The organism is Chitinophaga ginsengisoli (assembly GCF_003014595.1).
GTDB classification, from domain to species: domain Bacteria; phylum Bacteroidota; class Bacteroidia; order Chitinophagales; family Chitinophagaceae; genus Chitinophaga; species Chitinophaga ginsengisoli.
Genome location: NZ_PYGK01000026.1, coordinates 25,407 through 48,212, shown reverse-complemented (window position 1 = coordinate 48,212; position 22,806 = coordinate 25,407). Strand labels below are relative to the sequence as shown.

21 protein-coding genes are annotated in these 22,806 nt (G+C 46.4%); 10 read left to right on the top strand and 11 right to left on the bottom strand.

Features of this window, described 5'->3' with window-relative positions:
• The first annotated feature begins 171 nt into the window (after positions 1–171).
• The 4 genes from CLV42_RS32900 (at position 172) to CLV42_RS32885 (ending at position 4,403) form a co-directional block, all read left to right on the top strand.
• Positions 172–846 (top strand): response regulator transcription factor, encoded by a 675-nt coding sequence (locus tag CLV42_RS32900; protein WP_106606200.1) that lies wholly within the window; start codon positions 172–174, stop codon positions 844–846.
• 207 nt (positions 847–1,053) lie between these two features.
• Positions 1,054–2,499 carry a circularly permuted type 2 ATP-grasp protein gene (locus CLV42_RS32895; protein ID WP_106606199.1) on the top strand — a complete coding sequence of 482 codons (1,446 nt, stop codon included), beginning with the start codon at positions 1,054–1,056 and terminating at the stop codon, positions 2,497–2,499.
• Positions 2,500–2,526: 27 nt separating this feature from the next.
• Complete coding sequence (locus tag CLV42_RS32890; RefSeq protein ID WP_106606198.1) at positions 2,527–3,468, top strand: alpha-E domain-containing protein; 942 nt, start codon at positions 2,527–2,529, stop codon at positions 3,466–3,468.
• An 8-nt stretch (positions 3,469–3,476) separates the two neighbouring features.
• Positions 3,477–4,403, top strand: a complete 927-nt coding sequence (locus CLV42_RS32885; protein ID WP_106606197.1) for a transglutaminase family protein — start codon at positions 3,477–3,479, stop codon at positions 4,401–4,403.
• Here the strand turns inward: CLV42_RS32885 and CLV42_RS32880 are convergent, their stop codons facing one another.
• The 3 genes from CLV42_RS32880 to CLV42_RS32870 are packed head-to-tail and all read right to left on the bottom strand — an operon-like array spanning position 4,404 to position 8,210.
• The gene (locus CLV42_RS32880) at positions 4,404–5,810 is read right to left on the bottom strand and encodes an APC family permease (RefSeq protein WP_106606196.1); all 1,407 of its coding nucleotides are present in this window, start codon (positions 5,808–5,810) and stop codon (positions 4,404–4,406) included.
• A gap of 16 nt (positions 5,811–5,826) precedes the next feature.
• Entirely contained in the window at positions 5,827–7,293 is a 1,467-nt protein-coding gene (locus CLV42_RS32875) for an aldehyde dehydrogenase (NADP(+)) (RefSeq protein WP_394337228.1), read from the bottom strand.
• A gap of 2 nt (positions 7,294–7,295) precedes the next feature.
• Complete coding sequence (locus tag CLV42_RS32870) at positions 7,296–8,210, bottom strand: dihydrodipicolinate synthase family protein (RefSeq protein WP_106606194.1); 915 nt, start codon at positions 8,208–8,210, stop codon at positions 7,296–7,298.
• A 334-nt stretch (positions 8,211–8,544) separates the two neighbouring features.
• Between CLV42_RS32870 and CLV42_RS32865 the strand changes: the two genes are divergently transcribed.
• Positions 8,545–9,420, top strand: a complete 876-nt coding sequence (locus tag CLV42_RS32865) for an AraC family transcriptional regulator (protein ID WP_106606193.1) — start codon at positions 8,545–8,547, stop codon at positions 9,418–9,420.
• Positions 9,421–9,549: 129 nt separating this feature from the next.
• Positions 9,550–10,545, top strand: a complete 996-nt coding sequence (gene mgrA / locus CLV42_RS32860) for an L-glyceraldehyde 3-phosphate reductase (protein WP_106606192.1) — start codon at positions 9,550–9,552, stop codon at positions 10,543–10,545.
• Positions 10,546–10,938: 393 nt separating this feature from the next.
• Here mgrA and CLV42_RS32855 read toward each other — a convergent pair whose 3' ends face one another.
• Entirely contained in the window at positions 10,939–11,712 is a 774-nt protein-coding gene (locus tag CLV42_RS32855) for a phosphosulfolactate synthase (RefSeq protein ID WP_106606191.1), read from the bottom strand.
• Between the two features lie 70 nt (positions 11,713–11,782).
• Complete coding sequence (locus tag CLV42_RS32850) at positions 11,783–12,724, bottom strand: EamA family transporter (RefSeq protein ID WP_106606190.1); 942 nt, start codon at positions 12,722–12,724, stop codon at positions 11,783–11,785.
• A gap of 113 nt (positions 12,725–12,837) precedes the next feature.
• Between CLV42_RS32850 and CLV42_RS32845 the strand changes: the two genes are divergently transcribed.
• Positions 12,838–13,467 carry a CGNR zinc finger domain-containing protein gene (locus tag CLV42_RS32845; RefSeq protein WP_106606189.1) on the top strand — a complete coding sequence of 210 codons (630 nt, stop codon included), beginning with the start codon at positions 12,838–12,840 and terminating at the stop codon, positions 13,465–13,467.
• Between the two features lie 251 nt (positions 13,468–13,718).
• On the opposite strand, the gene CLV42_RS32840 is transcribed toward CLV42_RS32845, so the two are convergent.
• The 5 genes from CLV42_RS32840 to CLV42_RS32820 all read right to left on the bottom strand — a co-directional run bounded on the left by CLV42_RS32840 (position 13,719) and on the right by CLV42_RS32820 (position 17,187).
• Complete coding sequence (locus tag CLV42_RS32840; protein ID WP_106606188.1) at positions 13,719–14,585, bottom strand: aldose 1-epimerase family protein; 867 nt, start codon at positions 14,583–14,585, stop codon at positions 13,719–13,721.
• Positions 14,586–14,630: 45 nt separating this feature from the next.
• Positions 14,631–14,840 carry a hypothetical protein gene (locus CLV42_RS32835; protein WP_106606187.1) on the bottom strand — a complete coding sequence of 70 codons (210 nt, stop codon included), beginning with the start codon at positions 14,838–14,840 and terminating at the stop codon, positions 14,631–14,633.
• 49 nt (positions 14,841–14,889) lie between these two features.
• Positions 14,890–16,305: an MBL fold metallo-hydrolase gene (locus CLV42_RS32830; RefSeq protein ID WP_106606186.1), complete on the bottom strand. Its 1,416-nt coding sequence runs from the start codon at positions 16,303–16,305 to the stop codon at positions 14,890–14,892.
• Positions 16,306–16,442: 137 nt separating this feature from the next.
• Positions 16,443–16,850, bottom strand: coding sequence for a response regulator (locus CLV42_RS32825; protein WP_106606185.1), 408 nt, complete (start codon positions 16,848–16,850; stop codon positions 16,443–16,445).
• Entirely contained in the window at positions 16,843–17,187 is a 345-nt protein-coding gene (locus CLV42_RS32820) for an ATP-binding protein (RefSeq protein WP_170117740.1), read from the bottom strand. Before CLV42_RS32820 ends, CLV42_RS32825 begins: the two co-directional genes overlap by 8 nt.
• A gap of 517 nt (positions 17,188–17,704) precedes the next feature.
• On the opposite strand from CLV42_RS32820, the gene CLV42_RS32815 reads away from it, so the two are divergent.
• The 3 genes from CLV42_RS32815 (at position 17,705) to CLV42_RS32805 (ending at position 22,210) form a co-directional block, all read left to right on the top strand.
• Positions 17,705–18,763: a sensor histidine kinase gene (locus CLV42_RS32815; RefSeq protein WP_106606183.1), complete on the top strand. Its 1,059-nt coding sequence runs from the start codon at positions 17,705–17,707 to the stop codon at positions 18,761–18,763.
• 8 nt (positions 18,764–18,771) lie between these two features.
• Positions 18,772–19,485, top strand: a complete 714-nt coding sequence (locus tag CLV42_RS32810) for a LytR/AlgR family response regulator transcription factor (protein WP_106606182.1) — start codon at positions 18,772–18,774, stop codon at positions 19,483–19,485.
• A gap of 136 nt (positions 19,486–19,621) precedes the next feature.
• Entirely contained in the window at positions 19,622–22,210 is a 2,589-nt protein-coding gene (locus CLV42_RS32805; RefSeq protein ID WP_106606181.1) for a TonB-dependent receptor, read from the top strand.
• 90 nt (positions 22,211–22,300) lie between these two features.
• Here the strand turns inward: CLV42_RS32805 and CLV42_RS32800 are convergent, their stop codons facing one another.
• Positions 22,301–22,702, bottom strand: coding sequence for a hypothetical protein (locus CLV42_RS32800; protein WP_146154548.1), 402 nt, complete (start codon positions 22,700–22,702; stop codon positions 22,301–22,303).
• Between the last annotated feature and the right edge of the window lie 104 nt (positions 22,703–22,806).

Below are 22,806 nucleotides of genomic sequence, written 5' to 3'. Positions count from 1 at the left end.
CGAAAGGGTACTCCAGGCGATAGCACAGGCGCCCTAAACGCGCTACCGTATTGGTTTTCATACACTCAGAAGACACTCAATGGAATAAAATAAAATATTATATGCCTGGCCCGGGCCTGACCGGACACCTGCATTCAGAATTAATTCAGATTTGGGAAATAATATTGTGACATGAAACTATTGATCATCGATGGCGATCTGGCACTATCGCAGGTTATGATCTCCTATTTATCTGACGGAAATTATATATGTGAGTATGCAAACAACTATCAGCGGGCACTGTCAAAAATAGAGATGTATCAGTATGATTGCATCCTGCTGGACCTGGTCCTGCCGGATGGGGATGGCAACCGGCTGCTGGAGGCAATAAAGGCGAATAATAAAATGGCAGGCATCATCGTCATTTCCGCTAAAACTGCATACGAGGATAAGATCTCTGCCCTGGAGAATGGGGCGGATGACTATGTTACGAAGCCATTTCATTTGCCGGAACTATCCGCCAGGATCTTTTCCGTGATCAGAAGAATGAAATATGATAACTGCAATGTTATCCGGCAGGAAGAACTGACCATCGATCTGCTGGGTAAAACTGTACAGATCAATAATAACCCGGTCTCCCTTACCAGGAAAGAGTTTGACCTGCTTTTGTACTTCCTGGGCAATAAAAACAAGGTCATTTCAAAACACGAACTTGCAGAGCAGCTTTCGGGCGATATCGCCGGTCTTCGTGAAGATAACAACGTTATTTACGCGCACATCAAAAACCTCAAAAAGAAACTCCACGAAGCCGGCGCAGGCAATTATCTGAAAACGATCTATGCAACAGGATATAAATGGGAAGCCTGAAGATTACATTTCCAAGGTGCGGATTTAAGCACCAGTAATACATTATAAATAATATTATATAATATAATTCCAGACTCAAACCTCCTTTTTTTCGGTATCTACCACTGAAATTTTAATTCTTTTTGAAGAGACTGCTGTTATTTTTCCCCGTAAAACACTAAATTGTATCTGACGCCCGAAAACTTACTAACCCATTAAACCACTGGTATGAGCCTGCCAACATTATTGGAGCAATACGACTATGCCACCGGCATCTGGGACGAGATGTGCGACCGGCAGCAGATCAGGGAGCAATACAGCAAGGTCATTGCCACCCTTAAACAGTTTAATATTGATGATCTGCAACAGAAAGACAGACTGGCCGGAGAGCTTTTTATGAACCAGGGTATCACCTTCACTGTATATAGTGAGGATGCCGGTATTGAACGCATTTTCCCCTTTGACATTATTCCCCGTATTATTATCGGCCAGGAATGGGATCACATTGAGGCCGGCATCAAACAGCGCCTGAAAGCGCTTAATTTGTTCCTCAAAGATATCTATAACGAGCAGCAGATCCTGAAAGATAACATCGTGCCTGCCTCGCTGATTGCCTCCTGCCCTCATTATACCAGGGAGGTATTCGGGATTAAAGTGCCTCATGATGTTTATGTACATATTTCCGGGATAGACCTGATCCGTGGCGAAGATGGCCTCTTTTATGTACTGGAAGACAACCTGCGTACGCCATCCGGCGTCAGCTATATGCTGGAGAACAGGGAAGTGACCAAAAGGATCTTTCCTGAACTGCTGGCGGCCAGTCATGTGAGACGTGTCAGCAATTACCCTCTCCTGCTGCATGAAATACTCCTGCAAATGGGGCCCGGGCAACTGTCTAATCCGCTGGTGGTTTTACTGACACCTGGCATCTATAATTCAGCTTATTACGAACATACCTTCCTCGCCCGGCAGATGGGCATTCCACTCGTGGAGGGAAGAGATTTGGTGGTGAACAACCATAAGGTGTATATGAAAACAACCAATGGCCTGGAACAGGTGCATGTGATCTATCGGCGTATTGATGATGAATTCCTGGATCCGCTGATGTTCCGTCCTGATAGTGCACTGGGCATCCCCGGACTAATGAGTGCTTACCGCATGGGCAATGTAGCCATTGTGAACGCGGTGGGAAACGGTGTTGCTGATGATAAAGCCGTATATGCCTATGTACCGGCAATGATCCGGTATTACCTCAATGAAGAGCCGATCCTTCCCAACGTGCCCACCTATGAAATGAGTGACCGGGATGCCCGGCAATATGTGTTTGACAACTATACACAGATGGTCATCAAAAGGACTAACCAGTCAGGCGGCTATGGTATGGTGATGGGCAATAAGGTAAGCCCGGAAGAATGGGCAAAGGCAAAAGCTGCTATTGAGGCAGAGCCCCGCAGCTTTATCGCGCAGCCTATCATTAAACTGTCTACCGTTCCCTGTTTCATAGATGGTACTTTCCAGGCAAGACATGTGGACCTCCGTCCTTATGCCCTTTGCGGTCCGCAGGGTGTGCAGATCGTACCGGGCGGACTTACAAGAGTTGCGCTCCGTAAAGATTCCCTGATCGTCAACTCCTCACAGGGAGGAGGTAGTAAAGATACCTGGGTTATAGATTGATTCACCACACCAAACGAAGTTTTATTCATGCTAAGCAGGATCGCAGATTCACTATTCTGGCTGGCCCGTTATATGGAGCGCGCAGAAGGACTATTACGTGTTACGACTACTCACAACCTTTTATCACTCGACAAAGATGTGAACGGTCCCCTTACCTGGCGGTCTGTTCTCGAAACCTTTACCAGCGTAACTGGAGAAGAACTCAATGCCATTGAAGGCAATACCGGCGCGGCCCTGAAGAAACTACTGACAGATGCCACAAACAATAACTCTCTTAAATCCATCATTGGCAAAGCCAGGGAAAATGCCCGCGGTATCCAGGACTATATCACAAAAGAAGTATGGGAGGAAGTCAATTCCTTCTATCACCTGATCAATCAGCCGGCACTGGACAGCCGTCTGTCCAATTATGAAGCTGCTGATATCCTGGACCTTTTTACCAGGCATTCTGTGCTTTATACAGGCATTACTGACATTACCATGGCCCGGGGTATCGGCTGGGGATTTATGAACCTGGGGAAATATATCGAGCGCTGCCTGGAAACCATCGTGCTCACAGACAAACAGTATGCCGTCAACCAGTACAAGGTGGATGAGATCAAAGACATCATGCAGTGGCGGCATTTGCTGATGTCGCTTTCGGGTTATGAACTGCATCTCAAAACATACCGGTCATATCAATATACCCACGATGTACTACACCAGGTATTATTCAATGAAGATTTTCCTCATTCCGTTATATATTCGCTGGGCAGAATTGACAGGCACCTGCAGGATGTGACCAAAGGTTATATCTCTGAGGAGAATGCGGCCCTGATCAGAAACTTTGGAAGACTGCACAGTAAAGTGAAACACCTGGAAATTGATGATCTCAACAACCAGACCTTAAAACCTTTTCTGGAAGACCTTCGTCATGATCTCCTGCATTTTACCAACCTGTTCAGTCAAAAATTTTTCTCCTACGCATAATTTCGCATATGGCCATTTTCAGAATACATCATGTTACCAGGTACGAGTACGACAGACCGGTTAAAGAAAGCGTAAATGAGATCAAGATCTTCCCATATAAATGCCCGGAGCAGGAGATACTCCAGCACGACCTGCTGATCACGGGACAGCCGGAGTTACAAACCTTTACTGACTATTGGGGGAATAAATCCGGCAATTTCAACCTGCTGCCTCCACATAAAATACTCACCATTGAAAGTAAGCTGTTGGTGCGTACTACAGCTTCTTCCCAATTACAGATCAACTTCCATTCAAGTTTCGAACAGTTGCAGCAGGAAATGGAAGGCCAGCTGTTATTACTTGAACTGGCGCAGCCCGACATCATAAAGACGCAGAGCGCGATCAACAATATCATCACAGTTATAAAACAGCCAGGCAAAAGCGTAGCTGCTGTAACCGAACATTGCAGCGAATATATCTTCAAGAATTTCAAGTATCTGAAGGGGATCACCAATGTAGAAACAACAGTAGATGAGATCCTGCAACTCAGGTCGGGCGTTTGCCAGGATTTTGCGCATATCATGTTACATATCCTCCGCTCCTGCGGCATTCCCTGCCGTTATGTAAGCGGGTATATCTGTCCCAATAAGGACGGTATGCGGGGTGAAGGCGCCACTCATGCCTGGGTGGATGCCTGGATACCCGGATATGGCTGGGCAGGCATTGACCCGACCAACAATATCTGGGTTACCAACAAACACGTAAAACTATCTGTAGGAAGACATTTCAATGATTGTAGTCCTGTGAAAGGCACCTTCAAAGGACCAGCGAGACAAAAGCTGTCCGTATTCGTAGCGGTAGGCTATGAAGATGGCAATGTATCTGAAGAAACCAATGACGTACACCTCCATGGGGAGATCCTACCAATGGAAGATCATTCCGAAGGACAACAATAATCAGGACTTATTCCGCCAGGCGAAATAATAGACAGGTATTCCCAGTAATACAATGCCTAATCCAGGCCACGTATACATCGGTTTATAGACCAATAGCGCGAAGCAAATAGTAGCGGCGGATACTATATATAACAAAGGCAATACAGGGTATCCAAACGCCTTATATGGCCTTGGCAGCTCAGGTCTTGTACGGCGTAACCTGAAGATGCCTGCAATGGTCAGGATATAAAAGATCAACACTACAAAAATTACATACTCCAGCAACTGACCATATTGGCCACTGAGGCACAATACAGAAGCCCAAGCACATTGTATCCACAATGCTTTTCCCGGAACCGCGTTTTTGTTCAGCGTAGCCAGTTGTTTAAAGAATACACCATCCTTTGCCATAGTATAACATACACGGGCGCCAGACAGGATAAGGCCATTATTGCAACCGAAAGTAGAGACCATCAGCAGTCCGGCGATAATGTAAGTACCTCTGGTACCGAATATCTTCACGGCCGCCGCTACTCCTACCCTTTCATTTTCCGCAAACGCAATCTCCTTCAGTGGTAATACGCCCAGGTACACCAGGTTGGTGGCTACATAGATAACAGTAACGATGAGTGTACCGAGGAACAGGCTTCTGCCGATGTTACGTTCAGGATTTTTGATCTCTCCTGCGATGAATGTGACGTTGTTCCAGGAATCACTACTGAACAAACTTCCCACCATACTTCCCGCGATAGCACCCAATGCCGCCAGCCCAACATACGGCGCCAGTGTATCGGTATGCTCTGTCATTTTATGCAGGTCAAAGCCTGTCTGCCAGTTAGCATCCCATACACCTTTATCGGCTGCAAAACATCCGAAGAGGATCAGTGCCAGCAGTGCAGCTATCTTGGCTAAGGTAAAACCTGTCTGTATCAGCTTGCCTTCCTTTACGCCCAGGGTATTGATGAACGTCAACAGTACAATGAGGAGAATGGAAGTAATCTGTGCTGCGGATATTTTGATGAATGACAGATCAGCCACGATATTTTTTTCACTCAGCACCGGAAACAGGTAGGCGGAGAACTTAGCAAAAGCGACGCCTACCGCTGCAATGGAACCCGCCTGTATCACGGTAAAGAAACTCCATCCGAACAGGAAACCGGTGAGCCGGTTAAAAGCTTCCCTGAGATAAACGTACTGTCCGCCGGCTTGCGGGAACATGGCACTCAGTTCTCCATAACTCAATGCGGCAGTCAGTGTAAGGACACCGGTGATGATCCATATCAGTACCAGCCAGCCGGCAGAGCCGACATTACGGGTGATGTCGGCGCTTACCAGGAAGATGCCGGAACCGATCATGGAACCGGCTACAATCATTGTAGCATCCAGCAGTCCGAAGGACCGCTGGAAAGATTTTGGTTGATCTGACATAATAGGGTATAGTGGTTTATCGCGTAAACTGATTGTCTATCTGCCGCCAGATGCCTAACGGATTTGCGGCCTTCAATGCATCGGGTAACATTTCCTCCGGGAAATTCTGGTAGCATACGGGCCGTACCCATCGACGGATAGCACCTGTACCTACAGAAGTAAAACGCTGGTCGCTAGTAGCCGGGAAAGGTCCGCCATGTACCATGGCAGCACATACTTCCACACCGGTCGGCGGGTTGTTTAAAATAACACGGCCTGCCAGCGTAGATTGCACCGCGATCACGTCTTTCCACTGTGCGGTATCGGCAGCAGTACCCACGATGGTGGTGGTCAGCTGTCCGTGCAGGCTTTTCAACACGGCCAGCAGTTCGGCTTTATCTTCACATTCTACCAGCAAAGAGAAGGGACCGAAGAGCTCTTCTTTCAGGTGTGGATTGCCCAGGAATGTTTTACCCGTAGTACGCGCCAGCGACGGCCAGGCTTCCATATCGGCAGGAGCGGCAGATTCATTCACCAGTACCACATCCTGCTGCGCAAGCATGTGCTTCCGACCTTTACCATATGCCTCACAGATGCCTTTGTGTAACATCTTCTGCGGAGCAACAGCGGCAATCGCATTGCCCAGTAAGCTGACGAAATTGTCCAGGGCAGCGCTCTTCAGGCCGATCAGCAGACCGGGATTGGTACAAAATTGTCCCATGCCCAATGTAACAGAACCTGCAAAAGTCTGCGCCAGTTGTTCTGCCTGTGTAGCCAATGCATCAGGATAAAAAACAACAGGATTGATACTACTCATTTCTGCGAATACAGGGATAGGTACTTCCCTCTCCGCAGCATAGCCCAGCAAGGCTTTTCCTCCCTGTAAAGAGCCTGTAAAACCAACGCCGGTAGTCAGCGGATGTGTTACCAACGCTTTCCCCACAGCATTGCCTTCACCGGTCACATGCTGCACGGTAAATGCCGGCATACCGCTTTTACTGATGGCCTTCTGCATGGCTTCAAATACCGCCAGAGAAGTGCGTGGATGTGCAGGATGCCCTTTAATAACCACAGTAGCTCCGGCCGCCAGTGCACTGGCGGTATCGCCACCGGCAGTAGAGAAGGCAAACGGGAAATTACTGGCGCCAAATACCACTACGGGTCCTGCAGGCACCAGCATTCTGCGGAGGTCTGGTTTAGCAGGTGTACTATCCGGCTTTGCCGTATCAATGACAGCTTCCACCCAGCTGCCTTCTTTTATCAGGTTAGCAAACATTTGCAACTGGCTGGTAGTACGGGTGATCTCACCATTGAGCCTTGCAGCAGGCAGATTGGACTCTGCCTGCGCTGTTTCTACCAGCATATCCCTTACCTGTGCAATTTCTGAAGCGATCGTTTCGAGAAACGCGGCGCGCACGGAAGGACTGAGCTCCCGGTACTGCGCAAACGCTTCTGCTGACCGCTGCATAACATCATCTATCTGCATGGTGCTGTTAAATCTTATTGTTATAGTGAACGATAATCAGGTAATACAGGTCTGTTGGCAATAGCGGTGTCGATCACTTTCAGGATCCTTTCTCTTTCTGCACCTACCAGTTGCAAACGGGGTGCTCTTACTGTTTCACTACCCAGTCCTGCCTGTTGTTCTGCCAGTTTGATATACTGTACCAGTTTCGCATGCAGGTCCAGTTCCAGCAATGGCAGGAACCAACGGTAAATAGCCAGGGCTTCTGCAATGCGGCCTGCTTTTGTCAGTTTATAAATAGCCACTGTTTCTGCCGGGAAAGCACATACCAGTCCACCTACCCAGCCTTTTGCACCCAGGATCATCTCTTCCATTGCCAGTGTATCCACACCACACAGCAGGCTAAAGCGATCTCCAAAACGGCTGATCATACGGGTTACGTTAGATACATCTCTGGTAGATTCTTTTACAGCCTGTATGTTGCTGTATTGTTGCAGCTGATCGAAGATCTCCAGCGTCACTTCCACTTTGTAGTCCACCGGATTGTTATAGATCATGATGGGTAATTCTGTGGATGCTGCTACTGCTTTAAAATACTCCGCAGTCTCACGTTCATCACTTTTGTAACGCATAGGAGGTAATAACATCAGGCCTTTCGCACCCCATGATGCGGCCAGCTTCGCCTGTCTGATAGCTTCAGCAGTAGAGCCTTCTGCGATGTTCATGACAACCGGGATCTTTCCCGCGACCTGTTCAACTGCATATTTTGTCAGGGTTTCTTTTTCAGCGGTGGTGATAACACTGGCTTCTCCAAGAGAGCCGCCTAAAATAACCCCATCAATACCAGCCTCAATCTGGGCTTGCAGGTTCTTCCCGAACAACGGCAGGTCCAGTTCATCAGCGGCTGTAAATTTGGTTGTAAACGCAGGAAATATTCCTTTCCATTCAATAGCCATAGAAGAACAATTTTTTTTTCAAAAGTATCAGAAACAGGTAAAGAGTCCCTACCTGATAGTAATCAATTATTAGCCGATATTAACCTGTTTTATATTCTTAGCAGCATCATACAGATGGAGTTAACCTTTTTTTCACCGCTAATTTTATTTTTTTACTAAATCCGGGTTAAAATTTGTAATATTGAGTCATCAGTAAAATAATTGTACGATTCACACTCATTAGTGTCAGGACAATCAACCAATATAAATTGTAATTGCTGCGTAGAAGAATAAACGCCTGTAATCATATTCCCGCAAGCGCCAACAACTTGCTTTACTTTAAAAATGCTAACAGATGAAAGTGCTACAGTTCACCATACCTGTTCCGCTGGACAAATCAATCATTGTGCAAAGAGACGTGCTGCCCTATTTCTATCCTCATCTGCACAGGCACCAGGAAATTCAGTTAACCTGGATACAGCAGGGAGAAGGCACTCTCGTTGCCGACAACAACATGCATGCTTTCCGTCCGAACGAGATCTACTGGCTAGGTGCCAATCAGCCTCATATCTTCAAGAGTGAAGCATCCTACTTTCAGCCCAAGAGCCGTAAGAAGATCATCGCCCTGGTTATTTTCTTTAATCCGGATGGTGAACTGGCTGGATTCTTTAATCTGCCGGAGATCAAGATGTTGAAGAACTTCATTCAGCAGCACCAGTCAGGATTTAAGGTACCACAGGAACATGCTACGGAAATATCCAGTCGCATGCTAAAAGTGACAAACAGTTCAGGCACGGAACAATTGCTGCAGTTTGTAGAACTCTTAAAGCAGTTGTCCGGCTACCAGGACATCACACCGCTGGCTTCCGGTCAGAAGACACAGCAGGTCAGTGAGCATGAAGGCATCCGTATTGGTCATATCTACAACTACATCATGCATAACTATGACCAGCCGATCACCCTGGAAGATGCTGCCAAACAGGCGCATATGACGCCCCAGGCGTTCTGCCGGTTCTTCAAGAAGCATACCCTGCATACCTTTGTCTCTTTTCTGAATGAAGTGCGTATCAATGAGGCCTGTAAAAAGCTGACAGACGGCACTTACGATAATATTGCCACCGTGGCATATACCTGTGGGTTCAACAGTATCACCAACTTTAACAGGGTATTTAAGACGGTGACTAATAAGTCGCCCAGTGAATATATGAACAGTTATTTCCAGAGCGTTTAGCAGGGGGCACTCTCCTGCTGATCGTCTTTGTGTTGCTCTCTAATTAAATAGTATTGACCTGAAAACCGGCTGGTTTAGTAATTTCTTACTAATAACTGCTATCTTGGGTATCCAAAAAATAAATTCCATATGAGTGCTTATGTACCCGCCGGTGACCGGTATGATGCTATGCTCTATAACCGCTGTGGTAAAAGCGGGATCCGTCTTCCTGCTGTTTCACTTGGCCTGTGGCATAACTTCGGTTCCATAGATAATTTTGAGAATGGCCGCCAGATAGTACGCCGTGCCTTTGACAAGGGGATCACACATTTCGACCTTGCCAATAACTACGGTCCGCTGCCCGGTTCTGCCGAAGAGAATTTTGGCGCTATCCTTCAGAAAGATTTTACAGGTTACCTGCGCGACGAGCTGGTGATCTCTACCAAAGCCGGCTACCTGATGTGGCCTGGTCCATACGGAGAATGGGGTTCCCGTAAATACGTGCTGTCCAGTCTCGACCAGAGCCTGCGCCGTATGAAGCTGGATTATGTTGACATCTTCTACTCCCACCGCCCTGATCCTGAAACACCTATTGAAGAAACAATGGGCGCACTGGATACTGCCGTTCGTCAGGGTAAGGCATTATATGTAGGATTATCCAATTATTCCGCAGAGGAAACCAAAGCTGCACTGGCGGTGTTAAAATCGTTAGGTACGCCCTGTCTGATCCATCAGCCTAAATACTCCATGTTCGAAAGATGGGTGGAAGGCGGACTACTGGATGTACTGGGCGCCAATGGCGTAGGATGTATCCCGTTCTCTCCGCTGGCACAAGGCTTGCTGACAGACCGTTACTTAAAGGGTATTCCGGAAGGCTCCAGGGCCAGCAAACCAAGTGGCTTCCTGAAAGCGGAACAGATCACCGCCGACAAACTGGATAAGATCCAGCGTCTAAATGCGATTGCACAGAAAAGAGGTCAGTCGCTCGCACAGATGGCGCTTGCGTGGTTACTGAAAGACAAGCGTATTACCTCTGTTCTGATAGGTGCCAGCTCAGTAGGACAGCTGGATAATAACCTGGGAGCATTGGATAAGGTACAGTTTGATGCAACGGAATTACAGGAAATAGAAAGTATTCTGAAATAATAAGAGTTCAAGAAAAGAAAGCCGTTCGCCTATGGCGGACGGTTTCTTTTTTTACAATAATATCTGAAGAGAATGGATTCGTTATGGCTCCTCCGAGTGTGCTATTGTCGCGAATGATGCCCGTTATTGCCAATACTTATCATACCTTAAAGGGCATGTAATAAGCATATAATCAGGTACAGATACCGTACAAGCTTCGCTTTAACGATGTTTCACCTATGTTCATCTTAGGTTCATCCTACGTTCTGGAACGCAGGATGAACGTAAGATGAACATAGGTGAAACATTGTTTAGACGAAGTTTGAACGAAGATTGTACCTGATCAGATACTAAATAAAAGCGGGGCTGACCTATAAAAAAGGCCAGCCCCGCTTTTATTTATATTGTAAAAACCTATTTGCCTCCGTCAAGGAAGAAATGGAAGCTGTCGCCGCGTAAGCCGACACGCATGGCTTCCAGAGAGATCACTTCATGGGCGGCGATATTACCCAGGTTAGCGTTGCAACCGATGAGATCCAGGAAATACAATTGCTGGTCTTTCCGGGGTGCTTCCCAGATGATCTTTTCACCCGGAACCTGGGTCAGGATCTCCTGTACCAGGCCCTCACGTACTTCCCCGGAATCGCGGTACAAACCTACAGTACCGTTTTCCCTTGCTTCTGCGATAATGTATTGGGAACCAGCAGAGAATTCTGTCTTCATCAGTTCAATCCATTTATAGGGAGGAGTGATATGCTCACGGTCTTTATCCTTGGAACCAATTTCGCTTAATACAGTACCCATTTTAGCCAGTTTCTCGATGTAACCGCACTTTTCAGCATGCGGGATAGAAAGAGAACCGTCGGATACCTCAAAGTAGTTGATCCCGTACTTCTTACTGACTTCTATATAGTCATCAAACTGGTTACGGATGATGAAAGCTTCCAGTAACAGTCCGCCGAAATAAACGGGGATATTGAATGACTGGTATACCTTGATCTTCTCGTCCAGGTTAGGTGTTACATAGGCGGTACCAAAAGCCAGTTTCACCATATCGACATGCGGAGCGGCTACAGAGAGGAAGTCCTTTGTATCCTGCAGGCTCAGACCTTTATCGGTTACCATGGTAATACCGAATGAACGTGGCTGCTGTGTACGATTAGGAATTTTGTCCAGATTAAAATTCATTTTACCTAAAGTTTTGTACTGCGATTTACTTCCTTGAATTAAACTTCGGACAAAGGTATTCAAAAAATAATCAGGCGCGTTGCTGATTAAAAGATAGTTTATAGGAAGGGAAATTTGTTAACAATACGCCCAGCAGGATCACTACCATAGCAAGCAGCTGCATCCAGCTTAACTGCTCATTTACGAAAACCCAGCCCACCAGCACCGCCACTACGGGATTAACGTAGGTGTGGGTGCTGACCAATGCCGGCGGACGCACTGTTATGAGCCAGGTAAATGCCATATAGGCTATCAGAGAGCCGAAAATAACCAGGTAAAATAAGCCTGCCCAGGCCTCGGCAGGAACTTCATTAAAACGGATCTTCCCCCATTCACCGGAAATACCGCTTAAAAGACTGCTGCATATTCCTCCTGCAAACAACTGGATACAGGAACTGACAGTGTTGGAAATACCTTTCTCCATACGTCCTTCGGCATGTAATGCACCACCCACCCAGAAAACGGTGCCCATCAATATTGCCCCATATCCAATCCATTGTGTGGCAAAATCTCCTGCGGGCGCCGATGCAGCATCACTGCCGCCAAAAAATAACAGGATACCCATAAAACCGATCAGTAATCCAGCAATAATGAACCAGCTGGAGAAATACTCTTTCCACCGTTTCCGGTCTGCCAGCAGGAAGACAAAAGGTTCAGCAGCGATCACTATGGCCGCCTGCCCGGAAGTAACATATTGCTCTGCCCAGGCTACCATACCACTACCTCCTACCAGCATAAATATTCCGCTGATAGAACAGCTACGGACCGCCTGCCAGCCCGGCCACTTTTCTTTCCTGATAAAACACCATCCCAGCAATAACAGACCTGCCATCAGGTAACGCAATGCGGAAAGCATAAAAGGGGGAAATCCCCGCAGTCCATAGATGACAGCCAGATAGGTAGTGCCCCATACGATATAAACAGCCATAAATGCCAGTACAATCAGCCACTGGGGCGCTTTCTGCTTAGCCATCACCTACTCTTTTTTACTTGTTAAAGTACATTTACTGGTATAAAAGTATGAAACTTTTATTACCAGCAAAATATTTTTTGATGGTAATAACCCTTAATGTACTTTTGATATAGATGAGCAAAGAGAGATCTATAGCAACCCTACCACTGGATGGTGGAGCACTCTGTTTTCATTTTATCAATACGGTAAATGCATGGAGGAGTATCAATCTGCATGAATACCTGGGTAGTTATGAGGAGCTGATTGACTGGTGCAGGAAAGTAGATATTCTTGATGAAGCGCAGCGGACGGCTTTACTGCAATATGCTACCGCGAATGAGTCAGCAGCAACCGCAGCATTACAGAAGTTAAAACGCATTCGGGAAACCCTCTATCATTTCTTTTCCGGTATTGCAGAAAATGACGGTATTACCCTCGCTCCAGCCGTATTAGAAAAGTTCAATAAAGCACTGGCCCATGCCTTAGCACACCTTCAATTTGAAACAACGGAAGCAGGTGTTAAAGCCACCCTGGAGAGGGATGATACAGACCTGATAGCGCCACTATGGACGGTGATGAAGTCGGCTTACGATGTACTCACCAACGAGGACCATGCGCGGATCAAAGAATGCGAAACCTGCGGATGGATATTCCTGGACCAAACCAAGAACAATAAAAAACGTTGGTGCAGCCCGCTTACCTGCGGTACGACGGATAAGTCTAAACGTTATTATCAGAAGAAGAAAGAAAAGACTGAAGAGTAAAACACAATAAATAAAACACAATAGGACTCCGTCAGGAGTCCCATTGTTTGTAGCGCGGGGTTTCAACCCCGGGAAAACGTGTTTGTAGCGCGGGGTTCGTAACCCCGGGAAAACGTGTTTGTAGCGCAGGGTTCGTAACCCCGGGAAAACGTGTTTGTAGCGCAGGGTTCGTAACCCCGGGTAACGTATTCGCTGACCGGTCATACCCGCGCCCCGGGTGTAACCGAATCCAAAATCGATGTAATTATATTCTAATACAGCGTCACAGTCCAGCTTCTCTCAAAATGTTTACCCGCCTCCAGGATATGGATCCCTTCTTTACCGGTAATCTCCCCTGTAGCATTCACACTATCTGCAATACCATTCCAGGGTTCTATACATACAAAGTCGGCATCTTTTGCCGCCCATATGCCCATGTAAGGGAAACCGTCATATTGCAGTTTCAATCCGCGGGGTGATTTATCACTCTTCAGCTCTATGATGTTGGAGGCAAGTGTTTTAAACACCAATGCATCTTTATAGAACAGTGAATGTTTCAATGATAATTTATGTGTCTTTACCAGGAATGGTTCCGGTGTCAACTCAATTAATCCATCCGCAGATAATGGCCATACGCCATCATTCTCTTCCTGGTTAAAGGTCAGGTAATAGTCTTCATACCCTGTTCCTTCGGTCAGCGGTACCTTAAAGGCCGGATGAGCGCCTACAGAAAAGTACATGGTATCTTTTCCAGTGTTCTCCACGAGATAAGTCACTTTCAGTGTTGTATCGTGCAGGGTATATATTACCTGGAAAGTAAAATGGAAGGGATATACCTGGAGGGTATCTTTTGTATCCTTTAAAGTAAAAGTAAGCTGATGGTCTGTTTGTGCTGTCAGCGTAAATACCTTGTCGCGGGCAAAACCGTGCCTGCCAAGTGTATAGCTTTTACCTTTATATGTGTAACTGTTGTTTTTAAGGGTACCCACTATCGGGAACAAAACGGGACTTTTCTTTGCCCATTCCGGTCCCGCATGCCACAGATATTCCTGATCTAAGTCCGTGCGGACAATATTTTGTAACTCGGCTCCTTTTTCGGCAACAACTACCCGTAGTTTATCATTCTTTAATTCAGGCATACGACACTTTTTGCCTCAAAAATAACCATTCGGGCCTGATATGCCTTATTTTTTCCTGCCGCTTAATACCAGCACCAACCCCACTACAGCCACGATACCGCCCGCATAAGTAGGCCAGCCTACCCAGTGGTTTTCCTTTTTATTGACCTCCACCGGTCCGAGGTCCACTACTTTCTTTTCTGTCTTTACAGAGAAGCCACGGATCACGATCATGGCAATACCGGCAATGATAAGAATAAGACCAAATGCTTTCATGTGTTGTAGGTTTATTACGTTCTATCAACGCAAGACACATGCCAGCTCATCACAGAAATTGAGAAGTACTCAGGTAATCCGTCAGCTGGAAACGCCCGCATTCTTTCATCGCTTTCAACCCACCTCTGATATCCACCAGGTTGTGATATCCCCGCATGCGCATAATGGAGATAAAGATCGCGGAGCGGTATCCTCCTGCACAGTGTACATAGTACAGCTGCTTCTTATCGGGCAGCTGTGTATTGTCATTGATAGATTCCAGGGGAATGTTGATGGCATTTTCGATATGCTCGTTTCCATATTCACTTCTTCTGCGTATATCCAGGATGTTTACAGCCGTCCACAACATGCGGTCTGCCAGTTCATCGGGCGTAATCACCGTGATAGTGTCTGTAGGTCTGTCATCTGTTTTCCAGGCATTAAAACCGCCTTCCAGGTAACCGATCGTATTGTCGTATCCTATGCGGGCCAGGCGGGTGACCACCTCTTCTTCACGGCCCGGATCTGCAATAAAAAGAATGGGGTGTTTCACAACGGGAATGAGGGTACCTGCCCAGGGAGCGAAATTACCATCCAGCCCAATGTTGAAAGAGCCGGGAATAAATCCTACCACAAATATTTCCGGGCCACGGGTATCCAGTATCACCGCCTCCGTTTCGTTAGCCGCAGCTTCAAAGGCCGCCGGCGACAGAGGACGCAGACCTCTGTTCATGACTTCCTCCACATGCCCATAACCTTGTTTGTTCAGGCTTACATTCATCGGAAAATAAGCAGGAGGTGGTGTTAGTCCTTCGGTAACTTCTTTGATAAAATCCTCTCTTGTCATATTCTTCCGGAGGGCATAGTTGATGGCCAACTGATGAGCGAGTGTATCTGTGGTCTGGTCGCTCATATTTTTACCACAGGCGCTGCCGGCGCCATGAGCAGGGTATATAGTAATATGACCGGGTAATGGCATGACTTTGCCACGCAGGGAGTCAAACAGGATACCGGCCAGTTCTTCTTTTGTTTTTCCGGAGGCCTGTTGCGCGAGATCCGGGCGACCTACATCACCGATAAAAAGTGTATCGCCGGAGAAGAGGGCGGTTTCTTCTCCCGCTTCATTGATCAGCAGAAAGCAGCTACTTTCCATTGTATGTCCCGGCGTATGTAATACTTTAAGCTTTATAGCGCCCAAAGTCAGAATTTCACCATCAGTAGCAATATGAGCGGGGAAACCGGGTTGTGCTTCCGGACCGTATACGATGGTAGCGCCGGTAGCGGCTGCCAGCTCCAGGTGTCCCGATACGAAGTCAGCATGGAAATGGGTTTCCAGCACATATTTTATAACGGCATTATCCTGTTGTGCTTTTCTGATATAAGATGCAACATCACGCAGCGGATCAATAATAGCCGCGGCTCCATTACTTTCAATGTAGTAGGCGCCATGGGCCAGGCAACCTGTGTAAAGCTGTTCGATTTTCATGTTTAACCGTACTTATATCGCAAATGTCCGGTAAACGGGAAAACGGGAAGATGACGATCATCACGGGGCGGGATGATATTGATGCAGTCATGGTAATGCCAGGCTGCGAAGAGTGTTATTAATCAGGTATGTAAATATCAATGCTGTTCGGCTCCTGTCAGGAGTTCGCGGATAATGTTCTTGCTGATTGGTTTAACGAGGTATCCGGACAAGCCGGGAAATTCTCTTGCCCGCTGGAGATCGCTTTCATGTGTGGAGCTGGTAAGAATATAGATGCGGATATGTTTATCGTCTGGCAGGGACAGCTTTACGAATTCGCGCATAAACTGCCAGCCGTCCATATACGGCATGTTAACATCCAGGAGAATAAGATCCGGTAAATCATCCGGCGTGTGGAGATGGGATTTAATATAATTCAGTGCCTGCTCTCCATCCGTGAATTTATGAATGTGCTCTACAAGTTCCAGCCGCTCAAAGTGCTGCCGCATTACAAACTGGAATAGCTCATCATCATCAACAATGCAAACATGCTTTACTTTATTCATCTTGCTGTAAGGTGTATACGCGGTTATTAAAATAAACAAAGAAACTGCTACCCCTGCCTGATTCACTTTTGACCTCAATATTGCCACCAAATGTCCTGATCTGGTTTCTTATCTTAAAAAGGCCGACGCCATTGCTTCCGTAACCGCGGTGAAACATCCTTTTATACCGGAATAATTGTTCCCGGTGTTTTTCAAGGTCAATCCCTATGCCATTGTCTGGCACCATTAACACGATGTTCTCTTCCTCTCTCCATGTTTCTACCCGGATCTCCAGTATTACACCGGGCCGGGTATAGGTTATTGCGTTACTAATCAGGTTAAATAAACTATTTTCCAAATATACTTTTACGTAGTTTATAACGGTTACGGTCAAATTGAGCGACAAATGTGCATCTTTTTCCTCAATCTGCGGACTCAATAATTTCCACACCCGCCTGATCATTGGCTCCAGCTCGCAACGAGTGAACAGGTTCTGTATCTCTTAGTTCTGCAGATGAATATCCTAACGTGGCGGCCGGCGATTCATTCACATCCAGCCATATGATGTCGGGGTTGATAAGCCGATACCGGCAGGCAAAGACTTGTAGCAGTTGCTATTGCCGGTAACCAACTGTTCGCATAATCGACCTTCATCAATTCATAGTTATTTTGACACACCGAGCTAAATAAATACTGATTAAATCAAAGCTCTTTCCGGGGCGTAGGATATGATTATAGACAGATAATCTGCTAATAAACAGCAATATAAAAGAAAACTACAAGTTTGCCGCCAAAAAAGCGGTATTCATCTCATTTTTTTTATATAATATAGATTTTTTGGGTTGTTTTGGGTTATTTAACTGTTACACACGGTAATGACTACAATTACTACTGATACGAAGCAGGCCTGGTATTCGAACAAATGGGCGCAGGTATCCCTGCATGTGATTGCCTGGGTGACGCTATTTTCTCTCCCCTACCTCTTACGTCCTTCTCCAGATCAGCGGCACGCGCCAGATCCGGATGAGCATTTATGGCAGATCCATTATATCATTAACGCTGGTATACTAACGCTTTTTTTCTATCTGAATGCCAATATTCTTATCCCTAAACTTATCTACCGGAAAAAATACCTCCAGTTCAGCGGTGTACTATTGTTCCTCTTTGCTGCACTGGTGTATTCCCGCCGGCTATTTATACTGGGATTTATCACCCATAAACAGTTTGAACTAAGGCCTACCATCCTTTTTACCTTCTTCACTTTGCTGTTCATCCTGGCCTGTAGTACCGCCTGGAAAATGATCCGTGACAAGATGAATGCAGACAAGCTGGCCAGTGACAAGGAGAACGAAAACCTTAAAACCGAGCTGTCCCTCTTACGCTCACAGGTCAGTCCGCACTTTATGTTCAACGTACTGAACAACATGGTGGCGCTAGCCAGGAAACAATCAGATCAGCTGGAACCCTCCTTAATCAAACTATCTTCTCTCATGCGCTATATGTTGTATGAAGCGGATGAAGATAAGGTACCACTAGACAAAGAAACAGACTATCTCCAGAGTTATATTGACCTGCAGCAGCAACGCTTTGGCGCCAAAGTACAGGTGAATGTTACGATGGAGTTGCCGGAACATGGATATGAAATTGAACCCATGCTGCTGATCCCGTTTGTGGAAAATGCTTTTAAACATGGGACGGGGCTGATACCCGATGCACGTATCGACATAGAACTGCGTGCCCGGCAGGGTTTACTGCAGTTTACCGTGATGAATAAGTACAATGCTGAGTACACCGAAATCAAAGACAAAACCTCCGGTATCGGGCTCACAAATGTGAAGCGAAGGCTCAATCTCTTGTACAAGGATGACTATCAGCTGCTGATCAATAAAAAAGAAGGCTGGTTTGTCGTTTCTTTGCAATTACATTTACATTAAATTGATCTATGACTTTACGTTGTATAGCCGTCGATGATGAACCATTAGCTTTGGATTTGCTGGAAGATAATATCCGCCAGGTGCCCTACCTCGAACTAGTGGCCAAATGTGCAGATGCATTTGAGGCCATTAAGGTATTGCAGGAAAAAGAAGTGGACCTGATCTTTCTTGATATACAAATGCCGGGATTGACAGGGCTGCAGTTTATACAGAGCCTGGCGCATAAACCCATGATCATTCTCATTACTGCTTATGAAAAATTTGCGCTGGAAGGATTTGAACTGGATGTGACAGATTACCTGGTAAAACCTGTGGCATTGCCTCGTTTTATCAAAGCCTGTAACAAGGCCCGGGAACTTTTCCAGTTGAAACATCAGCCTGTTACTGCTTCTGCTGCCAGCACGCCGGAATTCTTTTTTGTCAATTCCGATTACAGCCTGTTGAAAATCAATGTAGCCGACATCATCTGGATAGAGGCATTAAAAGATTATATCAGGATCCACCTTACCGGTACCGCCAAACCCGTTGTGACCCGTATGCCATTAAAACAGGTGGAAGAACAGTTGGCCCCCGCTAAATTCATCCGTATTCACAAATCTTACATTATCGCTGTGGCGCACATCACCGCCATCAGGAAAAACAGTGTATTTATCGGCGCCATGGAATTGCCCGTGGGCGACAATTACCGGGAAGCAGTAGCTGCTCTCACAGGCATCAAATAAGTCTATACCAGCTTATCATGTGTAGCCTGCCAACGCTCAATTCCGGCTATTTCGTCGCATTATTTTTAGACGTTGTCTCATTTGCTATGTATAATGGAAATACGCTATTAGTTTTGTCCTTATAAGAATGTTACTTATGCAAAAATTTCTCTGGCTTATTGCCATGCTAACTATCTCCCTTCAATTATCCGCGCAGCAAAGGCCCGGAGGTTTTGCCGGAGGTAAACCACCCAGCATAGGCCGCCTTTACGGAAAAATACTGGATAACGAAGGGAAACCCATGCCCTATACCTCGGTGATCGTATTTCAGAACCGTTTCGATTCCGCAACGAGGACGAAAAAAGACGTACTGATAAAAGGCGTTATTACACAGAATAATGGTGAATTCAACCTGGAAGAACTGCCTATCATCGGGCCGCTGGTCCTGAAGGTGTCCGCTACTGGTTTCAAGCCTTATTCCCAGGTAGTATCTTTCATAACAAAGAAACCGGCTCCCGGTACTATGCCGTCTTTTGACAAAGATCTGGGCAATATCAAACTCACCAGCGATATCAGTCAGCTGCAGGGTGTAACAGTGACCGCCTCCAAACCACTCATGAAAGTGGATATGGATAAAAAGGTGTTCAATGTAGAAAAGAACATTTCCAGCGCCGGCGGTACTGCACTGGATGTGATGAAGAACGTGCCTTCTGTGAATGTCGACATCGACGGTAACATGACCATGCGTAATGCGGCTCCTCAGTTGTACATTGACGGACGGCCTACTACCCTCACCCTCGATCAGATCCCTGCTGATGCAATCGAAAGCGTGGAGGTAATGACTGCTCCCAGCGCCAAATACGACGCTTCCGGCGGTGGGGCAGGTATCGTGAACATCGTACTGAAAAAGAACCGTAAAACAGGTTATAACGGTAACCTCCGTGCTGGTGTTGACAAACGCGGCGGCATCAATGGAGGTGCTGATTTCAACCTGCGTCAGGGTAAATTAAACCTGACTGCCAGCGGTATGATCAACCAGATGCGTGACCGTACTACCGGTAAAACAGACCGTTACGACATTTCCCATGATCCGGATATCCATACGCTGCAGGAAAACACTTCCAAAAGCAATGGTGGATTCATGTTCGGCCGACTGGGCGCTGATTATTTCGCCACCAACCGTACCACTTTATCTATTTCCGGTATCAGGGTACATGGTAGTTTCAAACCTTCCAGTATCCTCGACATCAACACAGATACGCTGTTCAGTGGGGCGCCTACGACGGCTTTCAGTCGCAGGGTGACCTCCGGTCATCGCGTATTCAACGGTACCGGTTTAGTGCTGGGTATGAAACATCTTTTCCCTCACGAAGGAGAAGAACTGACAGTAGATGCAAACTATTTTGGTGGTAACGCTAAAAATAATTCCGACTATAACACCGATTTTTACAATATCAAAGGTGGTGCTGTTACCAGTAACCAATTGGAAAAGATCTCCGGCAACGGTAAGATGCGGAATATTACCGCGCAAACAGACTATGTAAAGCCGATCGGTGCTAAAGGCAAACTGGAGGCTGGTCTGAGGGCAAATTTCCGTCATATCGAAAATGCCAACTATAACTACCTGTTCAATGAGGCTACCGATCAATACGATCTCACCTCTGGTAACACCAGCAATTACAAGAACAATGAGAGTGTATACGCGGCGTATCTAACCTTCAGCAACAGTATTCATAATTTCAGTTATAAACTGGGACTACGCGGGGAAAGCTCTAAATACACCGGGGAACTGATCCAGACCGGACAGCAATTCAGCAACAGCTATCCTACCAGTCTGTTCCCTACCATCTTCCTGAGCCAAAAGCTGAAGCATGACCAGGAAGTACAGTTAAGCGCTACCCGTCGTATTAACCGCCCGAACTTCTTCCAGCTGATTCCTTTTGCGGATTCAACCGACAAGCTGAACATCACAAAAGGTAATCCCGGTCTGGTACCAGAGTTTACCCAGTCCCTGGAGTTATCTTACCTGAAAACATTTAAAGGTAACCACACCTTCCTGGGGTCCGTATACTACAAATACACTGACAATACCATCACCAGTTATATAGATCGTCAGACTGACCCAACCACAGGTAACACAGCTTTGATCAATACTTTCATCAACGCGAAAGGCAGTTATACTACTGGTGCGGAGTTTACAGTGCAAAACTATTTCACGAAGTGGTGGGATATGTCTACCAACATCAATATGTACAATTCTAAGGTAGACGCAGGCCAGACAGATGTAGCTAATCAGAAGGCATTATGGAGTGTGTTCGGTAAGCTGAACAGTAACTTTAAATTGCCGGCAGCCTTTGATCTGCAACTGACAGCTACCTACCAGTCCAAGACCAATCTGCCGATCAATACCAACAACGGCTTTGGTGGTGGACCTCCCGGTATGGAAGCACAAAGCTCCTCACAAGGTTATATCCGTTCTTTCTATGGTATAGATCTGGCGCTGAAGAAGAGCTTCCTGAAAACAAAGGCGCTGAGTGCAACTATCGGGGTAAGTGATATCTTCCGTACCCGGAAGACGGATCAGTACTCATACAGTGCTTATTTTACCCAGAATTACACCCGTTTAAGGAACCCGCAGATGATCAGGCTGAACATTGCCTACCGCTTCGGTAAAATAGACGCCTCCCTGTTCAAACGTAAGAGTCAGGGCTCCGGTAACCAGGGTATGATGGACGGCATACAATAACACAACATAGGAACAACAAAAAAACAAAAACGAATGGTCATACAGCCATTCGTTTTTTGTTTTTATGAGCATATCCAGCCTTCGCAGCTATTAAGCATTCAGGAAGTCCAGATCGAAGTAATACTCCCCGCAATCGGCCGGATTAAGGTAAATAGAGATCTGCTTGTGTTTTTCCATCAGGAAATTGACCGTCACCCGGTCTTTGTAAATGTAGGGACTGAGTAATTCAATATAGGTGTTATTGTCCGCCTGATAAGCGCAGGAGAGATAACATATCTCCCTTTCCCGCACATGGTCGGCCTGACGATCGATCAACCCATCCAGCATCCTGACTTCCAGGTTCTCTGTATTCACCGCTTCTTCATAATAATTAGACGTAAAGATGGTAAACGCGTCTGCGTTCACTGTAATTCGGTTTCCGGTCGTTTTGAGACCGGCGTTGGGGTCTTGCCGCGTTGGGGGAAAGAGTAGTCCAATGAGTTGTTTCAGCATAATAAATCACTTTAATGATGACGATCAAGCTGGCATTGGTTCTTCGTTGTAATGGTAAATCCTGGCTGATATTGATATCAGTCCGCCAAAGGCGGACTGACTGT

Bases quoted from the DNA above. Each gene is read 5' to 3' on its own strand.
- CLV42_RS32900 (WP_106606200.1), top strand. From the start codon at position 172: ATGAAACTATTGATCATCGATGGCGATCTGGCACTATCGCAGGTTATG.
- CLV42_RS32895 (WP_106606199.1), top strand. From the start codon at position 1,054: ATGAGCCTGCCAACATTATTGGAGCAATACGACTATGCCACCGGCATC.
- CLV42_RS32890 (WP_106606198.1), top strand. From the start codon at position 2,527: ATGCTAAGCAGGATCGCAGATTCACTATTCTGGCTGGCCCGTTATATG.
- CLV42_RS32885 (WP_106606197.1), top strand. From the start codon at position 3,477: ATGGCCATTTTCAGAATACATCATGTTACCAGGTACGAGTACGACAGA.
- CLV42_RS32880 (WP_106606196.1), bottom strand. From the start codon at position 5,810: ATGTCAGATCAACCAAAATCTTTCCAGCGGTCCTTCGGACTGCTGGAT.
- CLV42_RS32870 (WP_106606194.1), bottom strand. From the start codon at position 8,210: ATGGCTATTGAATGGAAAGGAATATTTCCTGCGTTTACAACCAAATTT.
- CLV42_RS32865 (WP_106606193.1), top strand. From the start codon at position 8,545: ATGAAAGTGCTACAGTTCACCATACCTGTTCCGCTGGACAAATCAATC.
- mgrA (WP_106606192.1), top strand. From the start codon at position 9,550: ATGAGTGCTTATGTACCCGCCGGTGACCGGTATGATGCTATGCTCTAT.
- CLV42_RS32855 (WP_106606191.1), bottom strand. From the start codon at position 11,712: ATGAATTTTAATCTGGACAAAATTCCTAATCGTACACAGCAGCCACGT.
- CLV42_RS32850 (WP_106606190.1), bottom strand. From the start codon at position 12,724: ATGGCTAAGCAGAAAGCGCCCCAGTGGCTGATTGTACTGGCATTTATG.
- CLV42_RS32845 (WP_106606189.1), top strand. From the start codon at position 12,838: ATGAGCAAAGAGAGATCTATAGCAACCCTACCACTGGATGGTGGAGCA.
- CLV42_RS32840 (WP_106606188.1), bottom strand. From the start codon at position 14,585: ATGCCTGAATTAAAGAATGATAAACTACGGGTAGTTGTTGCCGAAAAA.
- CLV42_RS32835 (WP_106606187.1), bottom strand. From the start codon at position 14,840: ATGAAAGCATTTGGTCTTATTCTTATCATTGCCGGTATTGCCATGATC.
- CLV42_RS32830 (WP_106606186.1), bottom strand. From the start codon at position 16,305: ATGAAAATCGAACAGCTTTACACAGGTTGCCTGGCCCATGGCGCCTAC.
- CLV42_RS32825 (WP_106606185.1), bottom strand. From the start codon at position 16,850: ATGAATAAAGTAAAGCATGTTTGCATTGTTGATGATGATGAGCTATTC.
- CLV42_RS32815 (WP_106606183.1), top strand. From the start codon at position 17,705: ATGACTACAATTACTACTGATACGAAGCAGGCCTGGTATTCGAACAAA.
- CLV42_RS32810 (WP_106606182.1), top strand. From the start codon at position 18,772: ATGACTTTACGTTGTATAGCCGTCGATGATGAACCATTAGCTTTGGAT.
- CLV42_RS32805 (WP_106606181.1), top strand. From the start codon at position 19,622: ATGCAAAAATTTCTCTGGCTTATTGCCATGCTAACTATCTCCCTTCAA.
- CLV42_RS32800 (WP_146154548.1), bottom strand. From the start codon at position 22,702: ATGCTGAAACAACTCATTGGACTACTCTTTCCCCCAACGCGGCAAGAC.